Source organism: Streptomyces sp. NPDC044002, assembly GCF_056434525.1.
This window is the reverse complement of the sequence record NZ_JBWKEZ010000002.1, coordinates 18,058-39,861: the sequence shown is the minus strand read 5'-3', so window position 1 is coordinate 39,861 and position 21,804 is coordinate 18,058. Positions and strand designations below refer to the sequence as shown.

Below are 21,804 nucleotides of genomic sequence, written 5' to 3'. Positions count from 1 at the left end.
CGCGCTCGCCGACCGGCCGGCGCGTGCGCCGACCTGCGGTGATGGGCTATAGTGGATCTCGAGCCCGCCGCCGCGGAACACGGCGAACGGGACGATGCGTTGGTGGTCCAAGGAAAGACACCCCACTTCCCGTGGGGGAATGCAGGTGCAAGGCCTGCCCAGCGCTCGATCAAGGCCCCGGCCTCCTCACGGAGACCGGGGCCTTCTGTCATAGGCCCGCCGCGCGGTGGGTCGGCCGCCCGTCCAGGACCGTGAGCAGCACGGGCAGTTCGGGCAGGTCCGTGGCGGCCGTGGTGAGCGGGTCGGCGGCGAAGACCGTGAGGTCCGCGCGGAACCCGGGTGCGAGGCGGCCCGACTCGTGCTCGGCGCCCGCCGCGTACGCGGGGCCGGTGGTCATCCCGCGCAGCGCCTCCAGGGCGGTCAGCGCCTGCTCGGGGCCGTGGGGCGGCAGGGCGAGGTCGCGGCTCGGGCGGCGGTGGCGGGCGCCGGCCATCACCCCGAGCGGTGGGAACGGGGCGATCGGCCAGTCGGATCCGAGGACCACCGTGGCCCCCGCGTCCCACAGGTCGCGGCAGCGCCACGCGCGCGAGGCCCGCTCCTCGCCGAGACGGCGGGACCAGTTGTCGGTGTGGTCGGCGCGGGTGAAGTCGCAGCAGTGGGTGGGCTGCATGGACGCGATGACGCCCAGCTCGGCGAAGCGCCGCAGGGTGTCGTCGGGGACGGTCTCGATGTGCTCCACCCGGTGGCGCACCCCGGCCGGGCCGCCGGCGCGCGCCTCCTCGACGGAGTCGAGCACGTGCCGGACGGCCGCGTCGCCGATCGCGTGGGTGGCGGTGGGCACGCCCGCCCGGTGCAGTTCCCCGACGATCCGCGTGTAAGCGGCCGGGTCCGGCCAGAAGGCGTGCGTGGACTCGCCGTGCCGGTCGGGGTGTTCCAGCCAGGCGGTGCCGTTGTCGATGGTGCCGTCCATGAACAGCTTCACGCCCGCGACCTGCCACAGGTCCCCGCCGGTGCCCTGCTGCGCGATGAGGGCGCGCACCCCCTCCGCGCCGGTCCCCGGCTGGCACCAGGGTGCGACCCGCAGCCGCAGCGGGAGCTGCCCGGCCGCCTCCAGCTCCCCGTACAGCGCGAGGCTGTCGCCGTTCGCGTCCATGGCGTGCCCGCCGGTCAGCCCGGAGGCGGCCATGGACCGCAGGGCGGCCGCGAGCCGCTCCCGGCTCTGCTCCGGGGTGGGCCGCGGGGCGACCCGTTCGACCAGTTCGCAGGCGGCGTCCTCCTGGAGCAGGCCCGTGGGGCGTCCGCCCGCGTCGCAGACGACCTCGGCGGAGGCCTGGGCGAAGGTGCGCGGGCCGTCGACACCGGCCAGTTCGAGGGCGCGGCGGCTGGCGAGCGCCGAGTGGGCGTCGAACAGCAGCAGGAAGGCCGGCACGCCGTCGAGCACCGCGTCGAAGGGGGCGGTCGCCACCGGCCGGTCCCCGAAGACGTTCGGGTCCAGACCCCAGCCGAACAGCCACTCGCCGGGGGCGAGCGAGCGCACCCGGGCGGCCAGCTCCCGCCGTACGTCGTCCAGGCCGGCGCAGCCCGACAGGTCGAGGCCGTGGGTCAGTTCGGCGCCGGAGACCGGGTGCAGGTGGCCGTCGACGAGCCCGGGGGTGACCACGGCCCCGTCGAGTCCGACGACGGTGGTCGCGGGGCCGGCGAGCGCCCGCACCTCGCGGTCGTCGCCCAGGGCGAGGATCCGCCCGTCCTCCCCGGCCGCGAGCGCGGTCTGCGGCAGGAACCGCCCCGTCGCGGGGTCGAGCAGACGGGCGGAGAGCAGGACGAGACGGGCGTGCACGGTGGCTCCTCGGGGGGACGGGGTCTCGGTCGGTGGTGGCGGGGGAGGCCCCTAAGGGCCCTCGGGCAGGTCCAGGGTGCCCGGCGGCAGGCCGAGTTCGCGTTCCGCCGTGGTGACGGCCATCCGGGTGACCGCGGCGGGGCGGTCGGCGGTGTCGGTGTTGGCGTGCGCCCCGAGCCCGTCGAGCACGACGAGGATCTGGATGGTGGTGACGTACGGGTCCGGCGTACGGAACTCCTCCCGGTCGACGCCCTCACGGACCAGCCGCTCCAGCGCTCCGCGCCAGGCCGCCTCCTGGACGGCGACCCGGTCGCGCAGGACGGGCCGGTAGCGGCTGAGGTGGCGCGCGTTGATCCAGAGCCGGCTGATGGCGTCGTAGGAGTCCCCGGCGGTGTGGGCGAGGAACCGGGCCAGCCGCAGCGTCGGGCTCTCGCCGTCGCTGCCGGCCGGGACGAGGCGGTCCAGCTCCGCGCTCGCGGCGCTGCCGAACGCCTCGGCCACCAGATCCTCCACGGAGGGGAAGTAGTGGCTGATCAGACCCGGCCGGACGGCGAGTTCGTCCGCGATCCGCCGGAGCGTGAGGCACTCCAGCCCCTCGGTGAGGGCGACCCCGGTCGCGGCCTCGACGATCTCCGCCCGACGGGCTTCCGGGGACTTGCGGACTCGTGGGCGCTGAACGCTTGACGACATACCGGCGATGCTATTGAGTGTGCGACCAATAAGCAAGCAGGTGGGATCCGAGCAGCACACCGGAGGGCCTCATGGCGTCCAAGCACCCCGACCCGCAGCCCGCTCAGGGCGGCGCGCCCGAGTCGGCCCGCCCCGCCCCGGAGCGCGCGGGCCGCGTCGAGGCCCACGGCATCGACCGCATCCCCGAATCCGAGCGCCACGGCCGCCCCCGGGACCTCTTCGCCGTCTGGGCGGCGGCCAACGTCAACTACCTCAGCCTGGTGATCGGCGGCGCGCTGGTGCTCATGGGCCTGAGCCTGTGGCAGTCCCTCGCCGTGATCCTCGTGGGCAATCTGTTCTGGCTGCTCACCGGCCTCGTCGCCACCTCCGGGCCGGCGGCCGGGGCACCCAGCGAGGTGATCACCCGGGCGCTGTACGGGGTCCTCGGCAACCGCCTGAACAACGCCGTCGGCGGCTGGCTGGTCTCCGTCTGCTACTTCGCCCTGAACCTGGCCGCCGCCTCCACCGCCGCCTTCGCCCTCGTGGAGGAGGCCGGACTCACCGCCGGCACCGCCGTCAAGGTGGCCGTCATCCTGCTCATCGCCGCCCTCACCCTGGCGATCAGCGTCTACGGCCACGCGATGATCATGAAGCTCTACCTCCCGATCACCCTGGTCCTCACGGCCGCGTTCGCCGTGGTCGCCGTCGTGGTGGCCGGGCACGCGGACCTCTCCCACCGCCCGGCCGAGCCGCTCTCGGGGACCGCCCTGTGGACCGCCCTCCTCGCCGGGACCACCCTGATCGCCTCTGCCCCGCTGTCCTACACCACCAGCGCCGACTTCTCCCGCTACCTGCCCCGCACCGCCCCCCGCACGGCGGTCGCCGGCTGGACCGCCCTCGGCGCCTTCCTGCCCAGCGTCCTCGTCTCCGCCCTGGGCGCCTTCGCCGCCACCGCCGTCGACATGACCGACCCGCAGAACGCGCTCCAGCCGCTCCTGCCCGGCTGGTTCAACCCGGTCTTCCTGCTCGCCCTGGTCCTCGGCACGATCGCCGTCAACGCCCTCACCGCCTACAGCGCAGGCCTCGCCCTCCAGGCCGTCGGCCTGCGCATCCGCCGCTCCGTCAGCGTCCTCCTCGACGGCGCCGTCGCCGTCGCCCTCACCCTGTACGGGCTGCTCGTCTCCCGCTTCCTCGACACCGTGAGCAACGCCCTCCAGGTGATCGTCGTCCTGATCGGCCCGCTCATGGCCGTCTACGCCACCGACGTCCTGCTCCGGAGGGGACGCTACGACGGGGCCGCGCTCTGCGACGAGACCCCCGGGGGCCCCTTCTGGTACACCGGCGGCGTCAACCGGGCCGGCGCCCTCGCCCTCCTCGCGGGCGTCGCCGCGGCCGCCGTCTGCGTCAACACCCTCTACACCGGCCCGGTCGCCGGGGCCCTCGGCGGCGTCGACCTGTCCCTGCCCGCCGGCATGCTCGTCTCCGCGGCCCTCTACGCCACCCTGATGCGCCACGACCCGGCCGTGCGGGCCGCCCGCCGCTAGGCGTGAGGGGCCCGGGCGGGCGCCGCCGCTCAGCTTGTTCTTTATGGTCGGCGGAGGTCAGCAGCGCACCCGGGCGGTGTCACCGTCGATACGGACGATGCACTCCTTGAAGAGCGCCATGTGCTGACCTTCGTCTTGGGCAACCAGCGTTAGTCCGAGGTCCATGAGGGGCTCGATGGCCTGCATTGTTCGAGACCCGTCGGGATCCGGGCCGTTCAAGGCCGCCCAGCTCTCGAACAGTGCACGGACCCCTTCCCATCAGGGCCCCGGGATGAAGTGACAGAGGAACGTCGGCTGATCAATTGCGTACTGCTGTAGCTCGCCGATCCGCGTGTCGCCCTGTGCGAGCCACCACGTTCCGTTCACTACCACTCCCTCCGCTCACGGTTTCAGGCGGGCTGCCCGAACTCCGTGCATCGAATCGCCGGGCTGGCCGTACTCGTTCGTCGCCGCGCTGGGGCGAGCCCGACACCGCGACCGTCCAGGCCACTGACCGCTACGGCACCGCCCGGGCGATGGCCTGGGACCGCATCCACCCCCGCCTCGCCACCCGCTCCGCGTGGATCGACCACGACGGCAAACTACCCATCATCGAGGGGACGTTGATCCGGCTGGTAGTCGACCATCTGCCAGGCGGCGGAGACCCGCTGCCACTGTGGCTGTGGTCCTCCGCGACCGGTATGACCGGTGCCGATGTCGATCTGCGCTGGTAGGCGTTCCTCCGGCGCTTTGACCTGGAGCACACGTTCCGGATGATCAAGCGGACGCTCGGATGGACCCGGCCGAAGCTCCGAACACCAGAAGCGGCGGACCGGTGGACATGGCTGATCATCGTCGCGCACGCCCACCTCCGTCTCGCCCGGCCGCTCCCCGAGGACGTCCGCCGGCCCTGGGAGAGAGCGGCCTATCCGAACAGGCTCACCCCCGCCCGGGTCCGGCGGGGGTTCAGGAACCTCCGCCCGACCTTGCCCTGCCCGGCCCGTGTTCCCAAACCCACCCGACCCGGCCCCGGCAGACCCGCTCGGATCGAAGAACCAGCAGCCCGCCACCCGCTACGACGTAGGCAAAACCGTCCGACGCCCCGAAACGATCAGCGAACGCGACCGGATCAGGCTATAACGGCCGAACTCGCGGGGAACATCATCCTGACCTGAACTGATAATGCGGAGGAAGGAGCAAGCAGCCGCTACGTGCCGGGCCGCCGGGCGTGCTTCCGGGTCGGAGGCTGGTTCTTGACGGCGCTGCAGGCCAGCAGTTCGGTGCCGGTGGCGTCGAAGTAGAGGGTGTAGAACCAGGACCGGTCCGGCGCGTCGAGGAGGCCGGTGCGGAACGATACGTCGCGGTGTCGGGAGAGGATCTCGACCGACTCGTCGAGGCCGAGCGTCGTCAGGCCGATCCGCCGTGAACGGCGCAGCCGTGTGGCCGCGATGCCACGCACCATCCAGTCGGGCGCGGCACCGTCGAACAGCCGCAGCTTGCCGCCGGCCAAGAGGGCCTCGCGGGCCGGGGCGCAGGCGGCGGTCTGGCCGGTGAGCATGGCGGCGAGATCGGGCCGGGTTGGGTGCTCGTTCTGGCTGGTCATGCACAGACCGTAGTGACCGGCAGGCGGGCGGTGCCACCCGATCAGCTGACGCTGGTGGCACTTCAGGCGGCGAAGACCGATCCAGTTCGAGCCCGGTGGTTAAAGAACAAGCTCAGCTTGTTTTTTATCTACCAGGACCTGCCGGGTCTGCCGATGGCCTTGAGGGTCTCGGGTCGTTTGACGGTCTTGCCCACGTCGTAGCGGGGTGCGGGATGGCGGTTCTTTGTCCCCTGTGGTCGTCCGGGGCCGGTGCCGCGGGGTTGGGGAACACGGGCCGGGCAGGGCAGGTGGGCGCGGATGTTCCTGAACCCCCGGCGGACCCGGGCCGGGGTGAGGCGTTCGGGCTTGGCAGGCTTCTCCCGGGGTCGACGGAGGTCGGCGGCCAGCGGCCGGGCCAGGCGGAGCTGGGTATGCGCAACGACCAGGAGCCAGGTCCACCGGTCCGCGGCCTCGGGCGTACGCAGTTTCGGGGTGGTCCAGCCGAGAGTCTGTTTGGTGAACCTGAAGGTGTGTTCCAGGTCGAATCTCCTGAGGAACACCTGCCACCACAGGTCCACGTCTGCCGGGGTGGCGCCGGTCTTGGATGACCACAGCCAGACCGGCGGGGCCTCCCGGTCTTTCGACAAGTGCTCGACCTTCAGTCGGACCAAGGTGCCCTCGATGATGGGGAGTTCACCGTCGTGCTCCAGCCAGGCCGAGCGGTGGGTCAGCCTCGGGTGGACCCGGTCCCACGCCTGGGCTTCGGCCTTGCCGTAGTTGGCGGTGTCGGTGACGGTGGTGATCGCCGCGTCGGGCCAGGTCTCTGGTTTGTTGAAGCGGAACTCCGGCCCGTGCTTCGGCGGCCTGCCGCCCTGGGGACAGACCAGGGCGTATTCCTTGGGCGAGGGCTTCGGCAGCCTCATCACCCGGTCACCGCGGACGCGTCCGACGAGCTCGACGGGCAGGTCCCGCAGGACCCAGGCCAGGCGGGTGACGTCGTATCCCGCGTCCATGACGATCGTGATGTCCGGGTCGCCGGGCGCCCACTGGCCGGCTGAGATGAGCCGCTCGGCCACGGCGCGGAGCTGGGCGGCGGTGACGGCGGTCGCATCGTCTTCGGGTCCGAGCCGGACCACGTCCAGGACCGACGTCCACGAAGTGGCTCCCGGTTCGAGGACGGCGACGAAGGAATACGGCCAGCCCGGGATGAACTGCGAGGCGGACTTCGCCCGTCCGTAGACGTGGCAGAACAGCCGGTCTGCCGAGCACGGCGCGTCCGAGCGCAGCCACGGCGACACGTCGACTGCGAGCACCAGGCGTCCGCCCTCGAAGCGCGGCAGCGGCAACCCGGCCAGCACCGCCCGCAGGCGGGTGACGTCCACCCCACCGCGGTTGAGGGCGCCGTACAGCGCACCGTGCCCACGGCGGTGTTCGGGTACCAAGGTCAGATCCACCGGCGTTTTGACCGGGCCGTCCGCGCACAGCACCGCGTCCACCAACTCGAACAGTTCGTCGCGCCGAGCGGTCAGACACTCGTAGAACTCGCCCCGGAAGGGTGACGCTTCCGCGAACGCTTCCCTCCGAACAGCATCAGGGAGCAGACTCACCCTCACGGCCTTCGTCGTGGTCACGTGCACCTTGGTCGGAGCACATGATCAGACGAAGGCCGCCCCCACGTCCGGTGATTCTCCATGTGAGTGACTCAGTTCGAGGCGCCCTTCGAGGGGATCCGCGATCACGAACCTCAAGCGGGTCCCTACCAACCCATGTTCTTGGCCACCTCGGCCTGGGCTGCGGCGATCTCTTCATCGGTGGACTCGATGATGTCCACCTCCTCCAGGCGTGCCAGCAGGTCCGCGAGAGCCTGCTTCTGAGCCGGGTGCGTGATCGGTACGGTGTTCAAGTCGGTGCTCATCAGCCAGTCGAACAGCACGATCGCGTCAGCACGCCACAGGCGGAGATCGACGGTTGGTGTAGCCCCCCAGGGGAACCCAGTTTCCATGTGAGCATCTTGCCAGGTCAGCGCGCCGTGGCACGTCACAGATCAACGGTCACGCGGCTGCCTGCCTGACCTTCGGCGTCGAGGCCGGAAGAAAAGAACAAGCTCAGGAGGTGAGCTCCGTCAGGTCGGCCAGCGCCTCGGAGAGCCGGACCGGGTCGATGTCGGCGAACTTCAGCGGGTACGTACGGGAGTGCCAGTAGTCGCAGGGCGTGGTGTCGAGCCAGACGGTCTCCAGTGTCTGGTCCGGGAACTCGCCGACCAGCCCGGCCGCGATGCCCTCTTCGAGCCCGATCACCAGATGGCGCTCCGGACCCAGCCGGCGGGAGAACCAGCGCTCCACGCCCGCGTCCTGCGGCACGCCCCGCTCCCACCCGCGCTTCTGGAGCCCGAGCAGCCTGCCGACCGGCACCGTCACGCCCTCGAAGCGGGTGAGCCGCTCACCGCCCGCCTCCTCCTCCGTCACGGCCAGCACCGGCCGGCCGAGCTGCGGGAACGGCTGGACGGTCCCCAGACCGGCGAACAGTACGGACCAGGCCGCCACTTCGTCCGCGAGGTGCAGCGGATGGGGCAGGGTGACGACCGCCCCGTCCGCGACCTCCACGGCCCCGCCGGACACGTCCGCGTACGTACGGTCCCCGGTGACGCGGAACGCGGTCGCCGACTCCCCGTCTCGCACCTGCCAGACGAGCCGCCGCACCAGGTGCCACACCAGCGGGTGGGCGACGAACAGCTGCCGGAACGCGGCACCCGTCCAGGACCGGCCGTCCACCATCGCGGCCTCCAGCCGCCGCACCTGGTCCGGGGCGACCGCCCGCACGTCCTTGCGCAGCGCGGCGAACCGCTTGCGCTCGGCGGACGCCCGCTCCGCGTCGTCGTGGACACCGGGCTTCGGCAGCTCCTTCAGCCGGCGTCCGTCCCCGTCCAGCACGTACGGCCGCAGCCGCTCGTCGAAGCCGAGCGTGAACCGGCGCGTGCCGTAGTCCAAGGCCGTGCTCCCGTCCGCGTCCAGCCCCAGGTCCGGCACCAGACGGTCCGACAGCTCCTCTGCGGTCAGCCCCAGTTCCGCCGCGACCGCGGCGATCTTCTCCTGGGCGCGCAGCTTCAGCGCCTTGAACTTCACCCGCTGCGCGATCCCGTGCAGGCCCAGCAGGGCCAGGTCGCTGCCGATGGACGCGAGGACCTCCAGCCCGTCGACCGCGCGCTGGTGCGCGCCCTCGCCCGGCCAGGCCCGGATCACCGGGGTCAGCGCCCGCACGGTCCCGTCGTCCCCGAACCGGCCCAGCGCGTGCAGGGCCCAGGTCTCCTTCGGCGGCATGCCCGCCAGCTGCCACTGCGTGAACAGCTCCCACACGAAGGCCGTCAGCGACTCCCGCGTGCACAGCTCCCGCACCTGCTCCAGCCCCGGGTACTCCGAGGAGGGCGTGGTCAGCGCGAGCATGGTGACGACGTGCTCCACGGCGGAGGCGGGCAGCGCCCCGCCCGACCTCAGCAAGATCTGCGGGAGCGCCGGCACCGTCGCCCAGGCCGCCGGCCCGGGGATCCTCGCCGGGAGCGCGGCGACCAGCGGGTCGACGCCCAGCAGGGCCTCCAGGGCTCCCACCGCCTCCGGCCCGTACGCCGCCGCGGCCTCCCGCACCGTGTCCGCGCCGTGCGCCGACGCGATCACCGTCAGGGCCCGCTCGGCGGCGGTCCGCTCCGGCCCGAGCGGGCCCACCGCGGCGGGGACCAGCAGCCGGGCCGCGCCGGCCCCGTGCCGGACGAACCAGGTACGGGCCGTCTCGCCCGCGGCCTTGAGCCGCACCAGCCAGTCCGCCATCAGCCGGGCCACGTCCGCGTCGAGGAAGGGCGCCAGCACCGGCCCCACCGTCGCCGGGTTGGCGCCCGCCATGCGCAGGGCCACCGGGAGCGCCGCCTCCCCGTGCCGGGCCACGAGCGGCTTGAACACCGCCAGCCCCTCCTGCGCGTACGCGGGACCGTGCCATCCGGGCAGCAGCGGCCGGACCTCGTCCAGCGGGCCGTGGACGAACACCGCGAGCGCGTTCCACTGGTGGAGCCGGCCCGCCCGGAGCTGCTTGAGCAACTGCTCCATCGGAGCGTGGGGCTGCCATCCCGTCAGCCAGGACTCGGCCCCCGCCCATGCCTCCCGCTCGCCCGGCCGCCAGTCCACGGCCGTGACCGGCTCGGCCACCAGCCCGCCGACCACCCTCGGCTTCACGGCTTTGCGCCGGCCCTGCCAGGGCGGGCAGGCCAGCAGCGGCGGCAGCGACCCGGCCGGGGCCTCCTCGACCAGTTCCCGGTGCACGAGCGGCCCCACGGCCCCGGCGAGCGGCTCCGCCAGACCGGGCAGCGCGGCGAGCGCCTCCTCCCGGTGCGCGGCCACATGGGCCTTCAGCAGAAGTCCGGCCGTCGTCGCCGTCCGGCCCCGGCCGAGCGAGGCCCCGGCCAGCATGCGCAGCGCCCGCAGCGGGTACCGCCGGGCCGCGGTGACCAGGGCGGCGCGGACGTACTTGTTCCCGACGCGGTCGAGGAGGAAGCCGAAGGCCTCGTCCGTGGGCAGCTCGGCGAGGGCGCCGGCCAGCCTCCTGACGTCGTCGGTGCCGGCGTTGTCCCGGTCCAGGTCGGCCGCCAGCCAGGGGGCCATGACCACACCGACGCCCTCGCCCGCGGTGGCGATGGCGGCCGGGCTCCAGCCGGTCCAGCTCAGGTCCACCCGGTCCCCGAACAGTGCGGCCTGACGCGCGGACCCCAGGGAGCACACCAGCAGCTCCCGTACCGGGCGTTCGTGGTGCTCGCGCGCGGCCGGGTCCGCGCAGCAGTCGTCCACCCACCCCTGCTCGGTGGGGACGAGGAAGGCGCTCGCCACGCGTCGGCGGGGGCTGCTGCGGTGGCGGGCCAGGGCCTCCACCGCGTCCCGGTAAACCGCCTCGTCGGCCACGCTGAGCAGGGCGCGCACCCGGTGCAGGACGCGGACGGCACCGTACTGCCTCCAGCCGTTGCCGCCGTCCTCGGGACGGAAGGAGATGCCCTCGACCACGCTCCGGCTCCGCTGCACCACCGACGTGGTGCACAGCTCCAGCGCCTCGACGGCGGCGCACGCCGCGAACGGCAGGCCGTACGCCACGGCCCAGGCGTCCGCGGTCGTCCCGTCCACTCCCGCACGCCCCGGCAGCGCCTCCGCCAGCACGGCGGCGCCCAGGGGGCTCGGGCTGCCCGCCTGATGGGCGCGGGCCGCCCCGACCAGTTCGGGCTCGCTCTTCGGAGCGTCGAGGGCACGCTCGACCGTCTCGGCATCGGCTTCGAGCCACTCGCGCAGCCGCCCCGGTGCCTCCGCGTCGGCCGGCGGGACCTCCACGGCGATCCCACCGCGCCTCGGGTGCAGGTTCCGCTTCCATGCCTCGGGCAGGGCGAAGAAGTCCTCACCCCCTGGTACGGCGGCCGTCCCGGGCCCGTCGACGTGCTCCCCGCGCCCCATGACGCCCTCCCCTTGTTCAACAACCGGTCGGTCGAACAGTAGGGGGAGCCACTGACAACCGGCAGGGGCGGGCGCCGGGGGAGCGGCCCCCGGGAACGCAGATGGGCCGGCCGGGGACGTTCGTGCGGACGTCCCCGGCCGGCCCGCTCAGCGGCGGCTGCCGGTGATCAGCTGCCCGCGGAGAGGTTGCCGGAGAGGACCGGGATGTTGCTCAGGATGTGCGAGAGCGGCTCGTCGCCCTTGGCCTGCGTGGAGTTCTCGGTGCACTGCTGGTTCTGCGGGTTGGACAGGACGTTGATGTCCTGGACGCCGATGTTGAGCAGGGCGATCAGCGACTGGGCGTTGACCTTGACCGGCAGGCCGATGCAGGGCTTGTTCAGGGTGCCCTGGACGACGCTGAGCTGCGGGCTCATGTCACCGGTGGTCTTCTGGTTGCCGTAGATCTGCTGGGCGCCGTTGCCGTTGACGGTGTTGATCCCGTTGTCGTTGCCGATGGCCATGGCCGGGGCGGCGACGGCGGCACCCGCGCCGACGGCGGCGGCGGTGGCTGCTGCGGTGACCATCATCTTCTTCAGCATTCGAGAACTTTCCTTCGCTGTAGCCGAAACGAGCCCCGGATCGGGGAGTTCGTGCTGGTAACGGGAGTGCGGCCGGGGACGTGGCGGTGGGTCACCCGAATGGCAGAGCGCGGGCGCGCCGCACCCCGGCGGCCGGGACGCCGACCGGGTGCCGGGTGCCCGGAACACCGACACACCGGCCGCCGCCCGTCGTTGGAAGGTGCGGCCCCCCGCCCGGGCCCCTCCCCCCACCAGCGCCGAAGCGCAGCCTCGACCGGAGCCGCCCATGACCTCTGTCGCCCTGACCCGGCGGGCACCGGCAGCCGTACCCCTCACCCTGCGGGTCCCGCTGGCCGCGACCGGCTGCGCGCTGCCGCTGTACGCGGTGTGGGCGGCCGTCCTCGCCACCGGCGGAGGGGACCTCGCGGCCCAGACGGCATGGGCGGACTTCGCCGCCCGCCACCCCGGCTCCGCCTACGACCTCGCCTGGCACGGCGGGCTGCACACCGCCGCCTACAGCCTCGTGTCCCCCTACGCCATGGCCGTCTTCGGCGTGGTCCCCGTCACCGTGGCGGCCGGCCTGACCGCCACCTGGCTCGCCGCGCTGCTGTGCGTGCGCAGCGGGGTCCGGGCGCCCGAACGGCCCGCGCTGGCCGCGGCCCTCGCGCTGTGGTGCCAAACGGCCTCCGGGCGCACGACGTTCGTCCTGGGCGTGGCCTTCGGACTCGCGGCGCTGCCGGCCGCCCTGCCCCGGGGGAGCGGAACCCGGGGCGGACGGCTCGCGGCCACCGCGCTCTGCGCGGCCCTCTCCGCCATGGCCAGCCCCGTCGCGGGCCTCTTCCTCGCCCTGACCGGCGCGGCACTGCTGCCCGCCCCCCGGCGCCGGGCCGCCGCGGCCGCCGCCCTGCTCGTACCGCCCTGCGCCGTCCTCGCCCTGACGGCCCGCCTCTTCCCCTTCCTCGGCGAACAGCCCATGCCCCCGGAGCGGATCTGGCCCCCGCTGCTGACGGCACTGGCCGTCCTCGCGGCGGCGCCCCCCGCCTGGCGGTGGGCCAGACGCGCCGCCGCCCTGTACGCGGCGGCCGTCCTGCTCAGCTACGCCGTCCCCTCCCCGATGGGCACCAACGTCGGGCGGCTCGCCGACCTCGCCGCACCCGCCCTCCTGCTCGCCGCCGCCACCGCGACGGCGGCCGGCCGCGCACGCCGCACCGTGGCCGGAGCCGGCCTCGCCCTCTGCCTGCTCTGGGTCGGCGGGAACACGGCCGCCCACCTGGGAGACACCGTCCGGGTCCCCGCCTGGGCCGCCCGGACGGACGGGGTCCTCGCGGAACTCGGCCGCCTCGGGGCCGAGCGCACCCGGGTGGAGGCCGTCATGGCGCGCAGCCACCGCGAGGCCGCCGTCCTCGCCCCGTACGTCACCCTGGCGCGCGGCTGGAACCGGCAGGCGGACGTGGAACGCGGCCGCCTCTTCTACGGGGACGGCGGCCTCACCCCGGCCGCCTACCGGGCCTGGCTCGACCGGTGGGCCGTGGGCCTCGTCGTCGTCCACGACGGCCCGCCCGACGCCGCCTCCGAGGCCGAACGCGCCCTGGTCGCCGACCCGCCCGCCTACCTGGAGCCGGTGTGGCAGGACCGGAACTGGCGGATCTACCGCGTCCGCGACGCCGTCCCCCTCGTCGACCCGCCGGCCCGCGTCCGCAGCTCCGACGCGGCCGCGATCACCGTCCGGGTGCCCCGCCCCGGCACGGTGACCGTCCGGATCGTCGACTCGCCCTGGCTGACGGCGGACGCCGGATGCCTCGAACCGATGCGGGGCACCCGCGGCGACGGCTTCGTCCGGCTGACCGTACGGCGGCCGGGCGACGTCACCATCGGCTCCGCCTACCTCTCCGAAGGCCGCCGATGCGCACCCTGAGGGCGATGCCCGCCCGCCTCGCCCTGTTCTGCGTACGCCGCCACCTCCTCGTCCTGCTGCTGTGGCTGCTGCTCCTCGGAGCGGGGGCGGCCGCCGCCGGACCGGTGATGGAAGGCCTGGACCGGCGTCCCTGGAGCGTGGCCGCGCACGAGTCGGTGCGGGGCAACCGGCTCCTGGACGGCGTCCGCGCGTACGGGGGCCAGATCGACGCCGTGGTGTCCGGCGTGCCGGTGACCGACACCGCCCTGACGCGGGAACTGGCCGCCGCCCGCCGGGACCTGGCCGCCGTCCCCGGCGTACACGGCGTCACCCCCCTCACCGCGGCGGCGTACGCCGCCGACCACCGGGCCGTCCTGCTCTCCGTACGGCTGGACCGGAACCTGGCCGGGGAGGACCGGCGGCGCTGCGAGCGGGCCGTGGAAGCCCGGCTGCGCGCCGTCCACCGGGCCCTGCCCGGCGCCGCGGTGACCCTCGGCGGCAGCGACCGGGCCCGCGCCGAGGTGGCGCGGCGGTCCCTGGCCGACACCCGGCGCGCCGAGCTGATCACCCTGCCCGTCACCCTGGTGGTGGTGTACCTCCTCTTCGGCGGCCTCGTGGCGGCCGCCGTGCCCCTGGTCGCGGCCGTCAGCACGGTCGGCACCGGGATGCTCTGGCTCCTGCTGCTGTCGCGCTGGTACGACCTCACCTCCCCGGTGCTGTCCACGACCACGATGCTCGGCCTGGGCCTGGCCGTGGACTACTCCCTGCTCACGGTCGGGCGGTTCCGGGAGGAACGCGCCGCGGGCCACGACGTCCCGGAGGCGGTGGTGCGGACCATGGGCAGCGCGGGCCGCTCGGTCCTCTTCGCCGCCCTGGTCGTCGCCGCCGCCCTCAGCGGCCTGGCCGCCTTCCCCAGCGACTTCTACGCCTCCGTCGGCCTGGCCGCCGCGGGCACCGTCCTGCTGTCGCTCGCCGCCGCGGTCACCCTCACCCCGGCGCTGCTCGTGGCGTGCGGCGGGCGGATCGGGGCCCGCGCCTGCCGGGAGGCCGACGAGGGCGCGTTCGCCGCGCTGGCCCGCTGGACCCGCCGCCGGGCCCCGGCCGTCGCGGCGGGGGTCGGGGTGCTGCTGCTGGCCGCCGCCGCGCCCTTCCTGCGCGTCCACCTCGTCAGCCCGGTCGGCGAACTGCAGCTGCCGCCGGGCACCGAGGCCCGGCGCTTCGCCGACCTGGTCAGCGACCGGTTCCCCCAGCACCGGCCCGACGCCGTGGTGGTCGTGGCCCGTACCGACCCGGGCCGCCTCACGGCGTGGGCGGAGCGCTTCGCGGACGCCCCGCAGGTGCAGCGGCTCGAACCCGCCACCGCGGCGGGCCCCGGGGTCGCCGTCGTCCGGTTCGTACCGGTGCCCGACGAGGATGCCGCCACCGCCACCCGCCTCGTGGAACGGCTCCGGGCCGACCGGCCGGCGGACTTCCCGGTCCGGGTGACCGGACGGGCCGCGCTCGACGCCGACTTCAGGGCCGAGGTCGTCGGGTACGCACCCCGCGCCGCCGCCCTGATCGCCCTGACCAGCTACGTCCTGCTGCTGGCGATGACCGGCTCGGTGCTGCTGCCGCTCAAGGCGATCGTGATGAACACCCTGTCCCTCGGCGCCTCGTTCGGCGCGCTCGTCCTGGTCTTCCAGGACGGCTGGTGCGCGGGGCTCCTGGGCGTCCACACCCTGGGCGGGCTGGGCTACTGGCTGCCGGTGGTCGTGTTCGCCCTGGCGTTCGGGCTGTCCATGGACTACGAGGTGTTCCTCCTCTCCCGCATCCAGGAGGCGTACCGCGCCGGAGCCGGCAACGACCTCGCCGTCGAGGCGGGCGTACAGCGCTCCGCCCGGATCATCAGCTCCTCGGCGCTGCTGATGTGCATCGTCTTCACGGGCTTCGCGACGGGGGAGGTGCTGGTGATGAAGCAGCTGGCGACCGCGCTGACCCTGGTCGTCGTGGTCGATGCCACGCTCGTGCGCTGCCTCCTGGTCCCGGCGACCATGACCCTCCTCGGCCGCGCCAACTGGTGGGGCCCCCGCCCCTTCCGCCGCCCCCGCCCGGCACCGCGGGAGGCCGGTCCGCCGGCCGGCCGCCCCGCGGAGGCCGCCGTCAGAACCAGTTGACGGTGAGCGGGAAGGCGGCGGTGACGGTGGCTCCCGCGGCGTCGGTCGCGGTCGCGGTGACCTGGACCGTGCCGCTGCCCCACGGCTTCCCGCTGATCCGCCCGGTGCCCGCGTCGACTCCGAGCCCCCACGGCAGGCCGGTGGCCGCGTACCGGACCGGGGGCCGGCCGCCGGTGGCGGTGAGCTGGATGGTGCAGGACTGATTGAACTTGCAGGTCTGCGGACCCGGGTTGACCAGCTTCAGGTCACCCTGTGTGGGTGTGGGTGTGGGTGTCGGGGTCGGGGTCGGGGTGGGCGTCGGTGTGGGCGTCGGGGTCGGCGTCGGCGTCGGGGTGGTGGAGCCGGTGAACACCTCCGTGATCGGCTGGACGTTGGCGGCGTTGCCCGCGTGCGTGGCCGTGCCGAAGAGGTCCTCGAAGGTCCGCAGCAGATGGTGGTGGTTGAACGCCGTCGCGTACGTGCCGGTCTTCACGTTCGCCCCGTAGAAGACCGTGGCGATCTGGTTCGACCCCAGATAGTTGTCCTCGTCCCAGGTCAGCACCAGCAGACTGTTGTTGGCCTTCGCCCACTGCGCGTACGCGTCGATGTTGTTCTTCGTCCAGGTGTCGCCCGTGCCGACCGAGCACGAGTGCATGTCGTTGCACTGGTTGGGGACCACGAAGGACAGGTCCGGCAGTGCCGAGAAGTCGTTCCGCGGGAACTGCGCCCAGGTCTTCCCGGTGTTCAGCGGGACGTTCTTGAAGGCGAACCACGGGTTGTGCTTCTGCGCGTACTGGCCGTTCGTGCAGGCCGTGGACCCCTCCGACGGCAGGTCCTCGTTGTACGTGGCGAAGGTCCGGCCGGCGGCGATCAGCTCCTGGCCGAGGTTCGCGGCCGTCATCGACTGCGGGGTGTAGCAGCCGTCCCCGGTGATGCCCTGGGTGGAGCCGGAGAAGAGGTTGAAGTAGTTCGGCTGGCTCGGGTGGGTCAGCGCCTTCATCCCGGTCAGGCTCGCGCCGCCGGCGGCCAGCTGGTTGATGTACGGGGCGTTGCCGCTGCCGATGATCTCCCCGTACTGCTTGTTCTCGTACACGACGACCACCACGTGGTCGTACGACGGCAGCCCGGCGGCCGCCGCCGCCGGAGCCGCGGAACCGGCTTCGGCGGCCTGGGAGCCGGCGACCGTGAAGGCGCCGAGCAGGCCGAGCGCGCTGAACGCGGCGAGCGCGGCCGTGGTGACCGGACGCCGGGATCTCGGTGGGCGAAGGGGCATGGGTGTTCCTCCTCGATACGGGTCGGACGGGGCCCGACGGGTCAGTGCTCGCGCCGGGCGGCCCCGGCCACGGAGATGTTCAGGAACCGCGGTACGGGACGCCCCCGGTCGCGGAAGTCCTCCGCGACCGCCGCCCGCACCGCCGCCACCCGGGCCCCGGGCAGCAGGAGCAGCACGCTCCGCTCCGGCCGCCCGCCGGGCGGCCAGGCGCTCAGGGCCCCCGCCCGGCGGGCGAGGGCGACGGTCCGGGCCAGCTCCGCGGGCCGGTCCGCCGGTTCCCCGCGTACGGCGGCCAGCACCAGGCGCGCCCGCGAGGCGGCCGGGTCGAAGGCGACGTACCGCCGGTGCCCGGCCCGTGCGCCGAGCAGCAGGGCCTCGCCGGGCCGGGCGAAGAGCACCGCCCGGCGCAGGGCGTCGTCCCCGTCCGGCAGCGCCCCGGCCAGCAGCCGGGCCAGCCCCTCCCGGTCCGGCTCCGCCCCCGGCGGGCCGTGTACGCCGGCCACGGCGAGCGCCACCGCGCAGTCGGCCGGCTCCGCCGTGGCCAGCCCGGCGGCGGCCGTCAGCGAGCCCTGCACGTGCAGGTCCGTTCCGCCGCGGCCGTGGCCCGCCCGGGCCAGCGCCCGCAGCACGGCGTACGGCCGCACCGCCCACGCGGGCGCGGCCGGCGGCGGCCCGGACAGGGTCAGCGGCAGGTCGCAGCCGTCGGCGGGGTGGCCGAGGGAGCTGAGCCGGACCAGCCCGTCCTCACGCGGTGCCGCGGCCGCGGCGGCGGGCCAGCCGGCCGCCGCGACCAGCCCGGGGGAGCCCAGGTGGAAGGCGTGGGGCGCGCTCCACACGGCAGCCGGGGGCCGCCCGTGCGCGGCCTCCAGGGCGTAGGCGACGAGCCGGAACAGCGGATCGGCGGTCGCCCGGCGGGCCAGGTCGCCGCCGGCCGGGCCCGTCACGGCACGTCCTTGCGGGCCAGCATCCGGTACGCGTTCCCGCCGTCGGTGTACCGGGCCGCCGCGGTGCGCAGCGCGTCGAGCACCGCCGCCGCCGCGAAACACGGCACGGACGCCACCCGTACGGCACCCGCCAGCACCCGCGCGCCCGTCGTCGGCGGCGGCCCCCACGGCCGGTCCGGGTCCGGGGCCAGCCGCGCCGCGGTCAGCGCCACCGCCCCGAAGAAGTCGTTGCCCTGGTGGGCCGGGCCGTGCTCCTCCGCGAGGACCGTGAACCCCCGGTCGGCGAGCGCCTCCCGCAGGTTCGCGGCCGGGACCAGGTGCTGGTGCTGCGGCTGGAACCACGGCAGCCACGCCGGACCGAGCAGCCGGGCCATCCGCGACTCCGGGTCGGGCAGTTCGACCGTCAGGTACCCGCCGCACGGCAGGACGGCCGCCGCCGCGTCCAGTTCGGCGAGGGGATCCCGGGTGTGCTCCAGGTAGTGGTACATGCTGACCACCTCGTACCGGCCGGCCAGCTTCGGGGCGAACTCCGGGAACTGGCCCCGGTAGCCCGTCTCCACCCAGCCGCGCCGCTCCGCCCCGCAGACCCCGTCGCCCATGTCCAGCCCGTCGAACCGGGTCCGGGGCCAGACGTCCCGCGCCGCGTTGCAGAAGTGGCCGTGCCCGGTGCCGACGTCGAGCCAGGACGCCGGGACCGTGTGGGGCAGCAGCATCTCCGCCCGGCGCCGGTAGGACGCGCCGAGCCGACCGAAGACCGTGCCGGCGCCCTCGCCGCCGCGGCCCTCATAGAAATCGCGGTAGTAGAACTCCAGCCCCTCCGGGGTGAGCCGCGGGTTCTGGAACACGTGCCCGCAGGCCCGGCACCGCTCCAGCGTGAACCGTCCCGGCTTCCCCTGGAGCAGGTCCGGCACCCGCACCCGGACCGACAGCCGCCCGGAGCCGCACCACGGGCAGTCGGGGCGCCGCTCCTCGAAGAACCGCCCCGTCCCCGCGTCCAGCTCGGCCCGGTACGCCGCGGCCGCCGCCGGCTCCCGGACCGCGTCCGCGACCCGGGAGCCGCCCGCCGCCACGGCGGTACGCAGGGCCGCGCCGAGGGAGCGCACCGGCCGGGCGGCGGTGGCCCGGGCCAGATCGGCGGGGCGCAGCGGGGAGCCCGGCCCGCCCAGGACCAGGTACGGCTGGAGCCAGTACAGTCCGGCCGCCGCCGCCCCCCACCGGCCCTGGCGCAGGGCGACGGCGGCGAGCAGCGCCAGCCCGGACAGCTGGGCGGCGGCCAGCGCCCCCGCCGGTAGCCCCTGCGCCCGCAGCTCGGCGGCCCGCCCGGCACCGCCGGCGCCGCCCGCCCCGGGGCCGCAGCTCAGGCCCGGGGCGATGGCCAGCCCCGTCGCCCCGGCGGCGTACTCCTTCAAACGCCGGGTGAGCGCCAGGAGTTCCGCCGGACCCGCGTCCGGACCCGGCCCGCCCCCGCCCGCCGCCCCGGCCCGCTCCAGCACCTCCTCGGCGACCAGCACGGCGAACCCGGCCCCCCGCCCCTCCCCGAGCCGGTCCCCCCGGTACCGGGCCGGGTCCACCAGCCGCAGCAGCCCGAGGGCCCGTTCGGCCGGCAGGTCCCCGGGCAGCAGGTCCAGCACCCGCAGCCCCTCCCGGTCGGCGTACGCGCACGCCGCGAGGAAGACGGCCGCGTCCGGTTCCACCCCGCGGGCGGTGAACAGCCGCCACCCGGCGGCCCCCGGCACCCCGGCCGACACGGGCGGGGCGGCCGGCAGCACCGGCACCGCCCGCAGCCGGCGGCCGGCCCGTACGGTGCCCGCACCGAGGGCGGCCAGCAGCACCGCGGACGTCCAGCGGACGCGGGGGAGCGCGAGCGGCGTCATATCAGCTTCTCCAACCGGTCGGCGGCGGCGGCCGCCCCGCCCGCCGCGGCGAACGATGCCTGGATCCGCCGGGCGGCCCGGCGGGGGCCGGGATCGTCCAGCACGGCCGTGATCGCGTCCCGCAGCTCCTCGGCCCCGGTCCGCCCGAACCGCACCCGGACCCCGGCCCCGGCGTCGGCGACCTGCCGGGCCACGATCGGCTGGTCGTCGCGGATCGGGGCGACGACCAGCGGCAGCCCGTACGCGAGGGCCTCGCAGACCGTGTTGTGGCCGCCGTGGCAGACCACCGCGTCCAGGTGCGGCAGCAGCTCCAGCTGCGGGACGGCCGGCCGGAGCAGTACATGACCGGGCACCTCCCCGACCAGCGCGGGGGGCGCCGCCAGCACCAGCTGCACCTGGGGCGCGAGCCGTTCGGCCGCCCCCAGCACCGCCCGGTAGAAGCGGGAGCCCGCCTCCTGGTTGAGGGTGCCCAGGGACACCAGCACCCGCCGCCGGCCCGGGTCCAGCCGCCGCCAGGGGAAACCGGGCACGGCCGGCCGGGCCCCGAAGGCCGGGCCGACGTACGCGTGGTGCGGAGCGGAGACCGCGGGCGGCCCCAGCAGCTCCGGCGTGGAGAACACCAGCACCAGCAGCTCGGAGAAGCGCGGGTCCCACCCGCCGCCGTCCCCGCCGCCGCCCTCCCCGAACTCCGCGAGCAGCCCCGCGACCCGGCCGGCCACCCACTGCCCGACCTTGGGGAATCCGGCGAAGGGGTCGGTCAGTTCGGCCGAGGTGCTGGCCGAGGTCACCCACGGCACCCCGAGCCGGCGGGCGGCCAGCGGACCGGCCAGGGCCTGCTGGTCGCAGACCACCACGTCCGGTGCGAAGCCCCGCACCGCCCGGACCACCCCGGGCACCATCGCCCGGGCCAGCGGGACCAGCGCCTCCTCCCACAGGAACCGCAGCGCGCCCACCCCGCGCAGGTCGCGCCACCGCTCGTGCAGCGCGGCGTACCCGCCGCCGGCGTCGTCCCCGGCGTCGTCCCCGGCGGGCAGGATCCGCGCCGACGGGGGCAGCAGCCGGGCCAGCGCGGACGCCGGCCCGGTCCAGGCGACCTCGTGGCCCCGCGAGGCCAGTTCGGCCCCGACGGCCGCGGTCGGGTTGACGTGCCCCGCCAGCGGCGGCACCGCGAACAGCACCCTCACGGGACCAGAGCTCCCGCCCGCGGCCGGACCGCCGCCGCCCGGGACACGGCGGCCGCCGCCGTCGCGTCGAGATGCGCCAGTACGGATTCCCGCAGCACCCCGCTGCTCTCCTTGAGGACGTCGTGCCCCAGGCCCGGCAGGATCCGCAGCTCCGCCGCCGGCGCGTGGCGGGCCAGTTCCCGGGCCCCCGGCACCAGTTCGGAGTGCTCGCCGCAGACGACCAGCGCCGGGCAGCGCAGCCGCGCGTAGTCGGCCGGGGTGAAGACACGGCTCCCGGCGATGTCGTCGATCAGGGAGGTCCGGTTGAGGAGGTCGTCGGCGATGGCGGTCAGGTGCGCCGCCTTGCGAAGCCGCAGGGCCAGCAGCTCCGCCGGCACCGGACTGTCCTCCAGGCTCAGCGCGGCCGCCGACAGGGTGTCCACCATGTTCTCCACCCACGGCCCGCCGAGCGGCGGTTCGAGGAGGGTGAGCCCGGTGACCAGGTCCGGCCGCGCCAGCGCGGCGTGCAGGGCCAGGGTGGCGCCGTAGCTGTTGCCGACCAGGTGCACGGGCCGCCGGCCCAGCCCCAGCGAGCCGAGCAGAGCGAACAAGTCCCGTACGGCGGTGCGGCTGTCGTAGCCGTCGGCCGGGCGCTCGGTGCGGCCGTGGCCCCGCAGGTCGTAGAGCAGCACCTCGTGCCCGGCCCGGGCGGCCGGCAGCGCCAGCGGGCAGTAGAAGGAGGACAGGTTGTCGACGACCAGGCCGTGCAGGAACACCACCAGGGGCCGGCCGGGCCCGGCCGCAGCGGCCGCCGGGGCCGCCGGGGCGGCGGGGAGCCGCTGGACGTGGAAGCGCAGGGAACCCGCGCGGACGAAGGCCACG

At 75.0% G+C, this 21,804-nt stretch carries 15 protein-coding genes and 1 pseudogene; 4 read left to right on the top strand and 12 right to left on the bottom strand.

Annotated features, from left to right (window positions below):
- Positions 1 to 208: 208 nt before the first annotated feature.
- Both AC07A6_RS01760 and AC07A6_RS01755 read right to left on the bottom strand, forming a co-directional pair.
- On the bottom strand, positions 209 to 1,837 hold the full coding sequence (locus AC07A6_RS01760; protein ID WP_478775651.1) for an amidohydrolase: 1,629 nt from the start codon (positions 1,835 to 1,837) through the stop codon (positions 209 to 211).
- Positions 1,838 to 1,888: 51 nt separating this feature from the next.
- Complete coding sequence (locus tag AC07A6_RS01755; RefSeq protein ID WP_478775650.1) at positions 1,889 to 2,527, bottom strand: TetR/AcrR family transcriptional regulator; 639 nt, start codon at positions 2,525 to 2,527, stop codon at positions 1,889 to 1,891.
- 71 nt (positions 2,528 to 2,598) lie between these two features.
- Here AC07A6_RS01755 and AC07A6_RS01750 point away from each other — a divergent pair, with 71 nt between their 5' ends.
- Together AC07A6_RS01750 and AC07A6_RS01745 are read left to right on the top strand one after the other, a co-directional pair.
- Positions 2,599 to 4,050: a purine-cytosine permease family protein gene (locus tag AC07A6_RS01750; protein ID WP_478775649.1), complete on the top strand. Its 1,452-nt coding sequence runs from the start codon at positions 2,599 to 2,601 to the stop codon at positions 4,048 to 4,050.
- A 455-nt stretch (positions 4,051 to 4,505) separates the two neighbouring features.
- Positions 4,506 to 5,169 (top strand): annotated as a pseudogene (locus AC07A6_RS01745) (NF041680 family putative transposase); the annotation flags it as partial.
- Between the two features lie 67 nt (positions 5,170 to 5,236).
- On the opposite strand, the gene AC07A6_RS01740 reads toward AC07A6_RS01745, so the two are convergent.
- From AC07A6_RS01740 to AC07A6_RS01720, 5 genes are all read right to left on the bottom strand, one after another.
- Positions 5,237 to 5,632, bottom strand: coding sequence for a hypothetical protein (locus AC07A6_RS01740; RefSeq protein WP_478775648.1), 396 nt, complete (start codon positions 5,630 to 5,632; stop codon positions 5,237 to 5,239).
- Between the two features lie 128 nt (positions 5,633 to 5,760).
- Positions 5,761 to 7,218 (bottom strand): NF041680 family putative transposase, encoded by a 1,458-nt coding sequence (locus AC07A6_RS01735; protein WP_478775832.1) that lies wholly within the window; start codon positions 7,216 to 7,218, stop codon positions 5,761 to 5,763.
- Positions 7,219 to 7,367: 149 nt separating this feature from the next.
- On the bottom strand, positions 7,368 to 7,526 hold the full coding sequence (locus AC07A6_RS01730) for a hypothetical protein (protein ID WP_478775647.1): 159 nt from the start codon (positions 7,524 to 7,526) through the stop codon (positions 7,368 to 7,370).
- A gap of 190 nt (positions 7,527 to 7,716) precedes the next feature.
- Entirely contained in the window at positions 7,717 to 11,085 is a 3,369-nt protein-coding gene (locus tag AC07A6_RS01725; RefSeq protein WP_478775646.1) for a DUF4132 domain-containing protein, read from the bottom strand.
- Positions 11,086 to 11,252: 167 nt separating this feature from the next.
- Positions 11,253 to 11,663 carry a rodlin gene (locus AC07A6_RS01720; RefSeq protein WP_362462643.1) on the bottom strand — a complete coding sequence of 137 codons (411 nt, stop codon included), beginning with the start codon at positions 11,661 to 11,663 and terminating at the stop codon, positions 11,253 to 11,255.
- A gap of 265 nt (positions 11,664 to 11,928) precedes the next feature.
- Here AC07A6_RS01720 and AC07A6_RS01715 point away from each other — a divergent pair, with 265 nt between their 5' ends.
- The gene (locus AC07A6_RS01715; RefSeq protein ID WP_478775645.1) at positions 11,929 to 13,557 is read left to right on the top strand and encodes a hypothetical protein; all 1,629 of its coding nucleotides are present in this window, start codon (positions 11,929 to 11,931) and stop codon (positions 13,555 to 13,557) included.
- Between the two features lie 5 nt (positions 13,558 to 13,562).
- Positions 13,563 to 15,689, top strand: a complete 2,127-nt coding sequence (locus tag AC07A6_RS01710) for an MMPL family transporter (RefSeq protein ID WP_478775644.1) — start codon at positions 13,563 to 13,565, stop codon at positions 15,687 to 15,689.
- Here AC07A6_RS01710 and AC07A6_RS01705 read toward each other — a convergent pair.
- Genes AC07A6_RS01705 through AC07A6_RS01685 form a run of 5 tightly spaced genes read right to left on the bottom strand, consistent with a single transcriptional unit; the run spans position 15,676 to position 21,803 of the window.
- Positions 15,676 to 16,941 (bottom strand): alkaline phosphatase family protein, encoded by a 1,266-nt coding sequence (locus AC07A6_RS01705; RefSeq protein WP_478775643.1) that lies wholly within the window; start codon positions 16,939 to 16,941, stop codon positions 15,676 to 15,678. The two genes, AC07A6_RS01710 and AC07A6_RS01705, sit on opposite strands and share 14 nt — an antisense overlap.
- A gap of 41 nt (positions 16,942 to 16,982) precedes the next feature.
- Entirely contained in the window at positions 16,983 to 17,885 is a 903-nt protein-coding gene (locus AC07A6_RS01700) for a galactokinase (RefSeq protein ID WP_478775642.1), read from the bottom strand.
- On the bottom strand, positions 17,882 to 19,759 hold the full coding sequence (locus tag AC07A6_RS01695) for a class I SAM-dependent methyltransferase (protein WP_478775641.1): 1,878 nt from the start codon (positions 19,757 to 19,759) through the stop codon (positions 17,882 to 17,884). Before AC07A6_RS01695 ends, AC07A6_RS01700 begins: the two co-directional genes overlap by 4 nt.
- Positions 19,756 to 20,937 carry a glycosyltransferase gene (locus AC07A6_RS01690; RefSeq protein WP_478775831.1) on the bottom strand — a complete coding sequence of 394 codons (1,182 nt, stop codon included), beginning with the start codon at positions 20,935 to 20,937 and terminating at the stop codon, positions 19,756 to 19,758. The genes AC07A6_RS01695 and AC07A6_RS01690 overlap by 4 nt, the downstream gene beginning before the upstream one ends.
- A gap of 2 nt (positions 20,938 to 20,939) precedes the next feature.
- Positions 20,940 to 21,803 (bottom strand): alpha/beta fold hydrolase, encoded by an 864-nt coding sequence (locus AC07A6_RS01685; protein WP_478775640.1) that lies wholly within the window; start codon positions 21,801 to 21,803, stop codon positions 20,940 to 20,942.
- Between the last annotated feature and the right edge of the window lies 1 nt (position 21,804).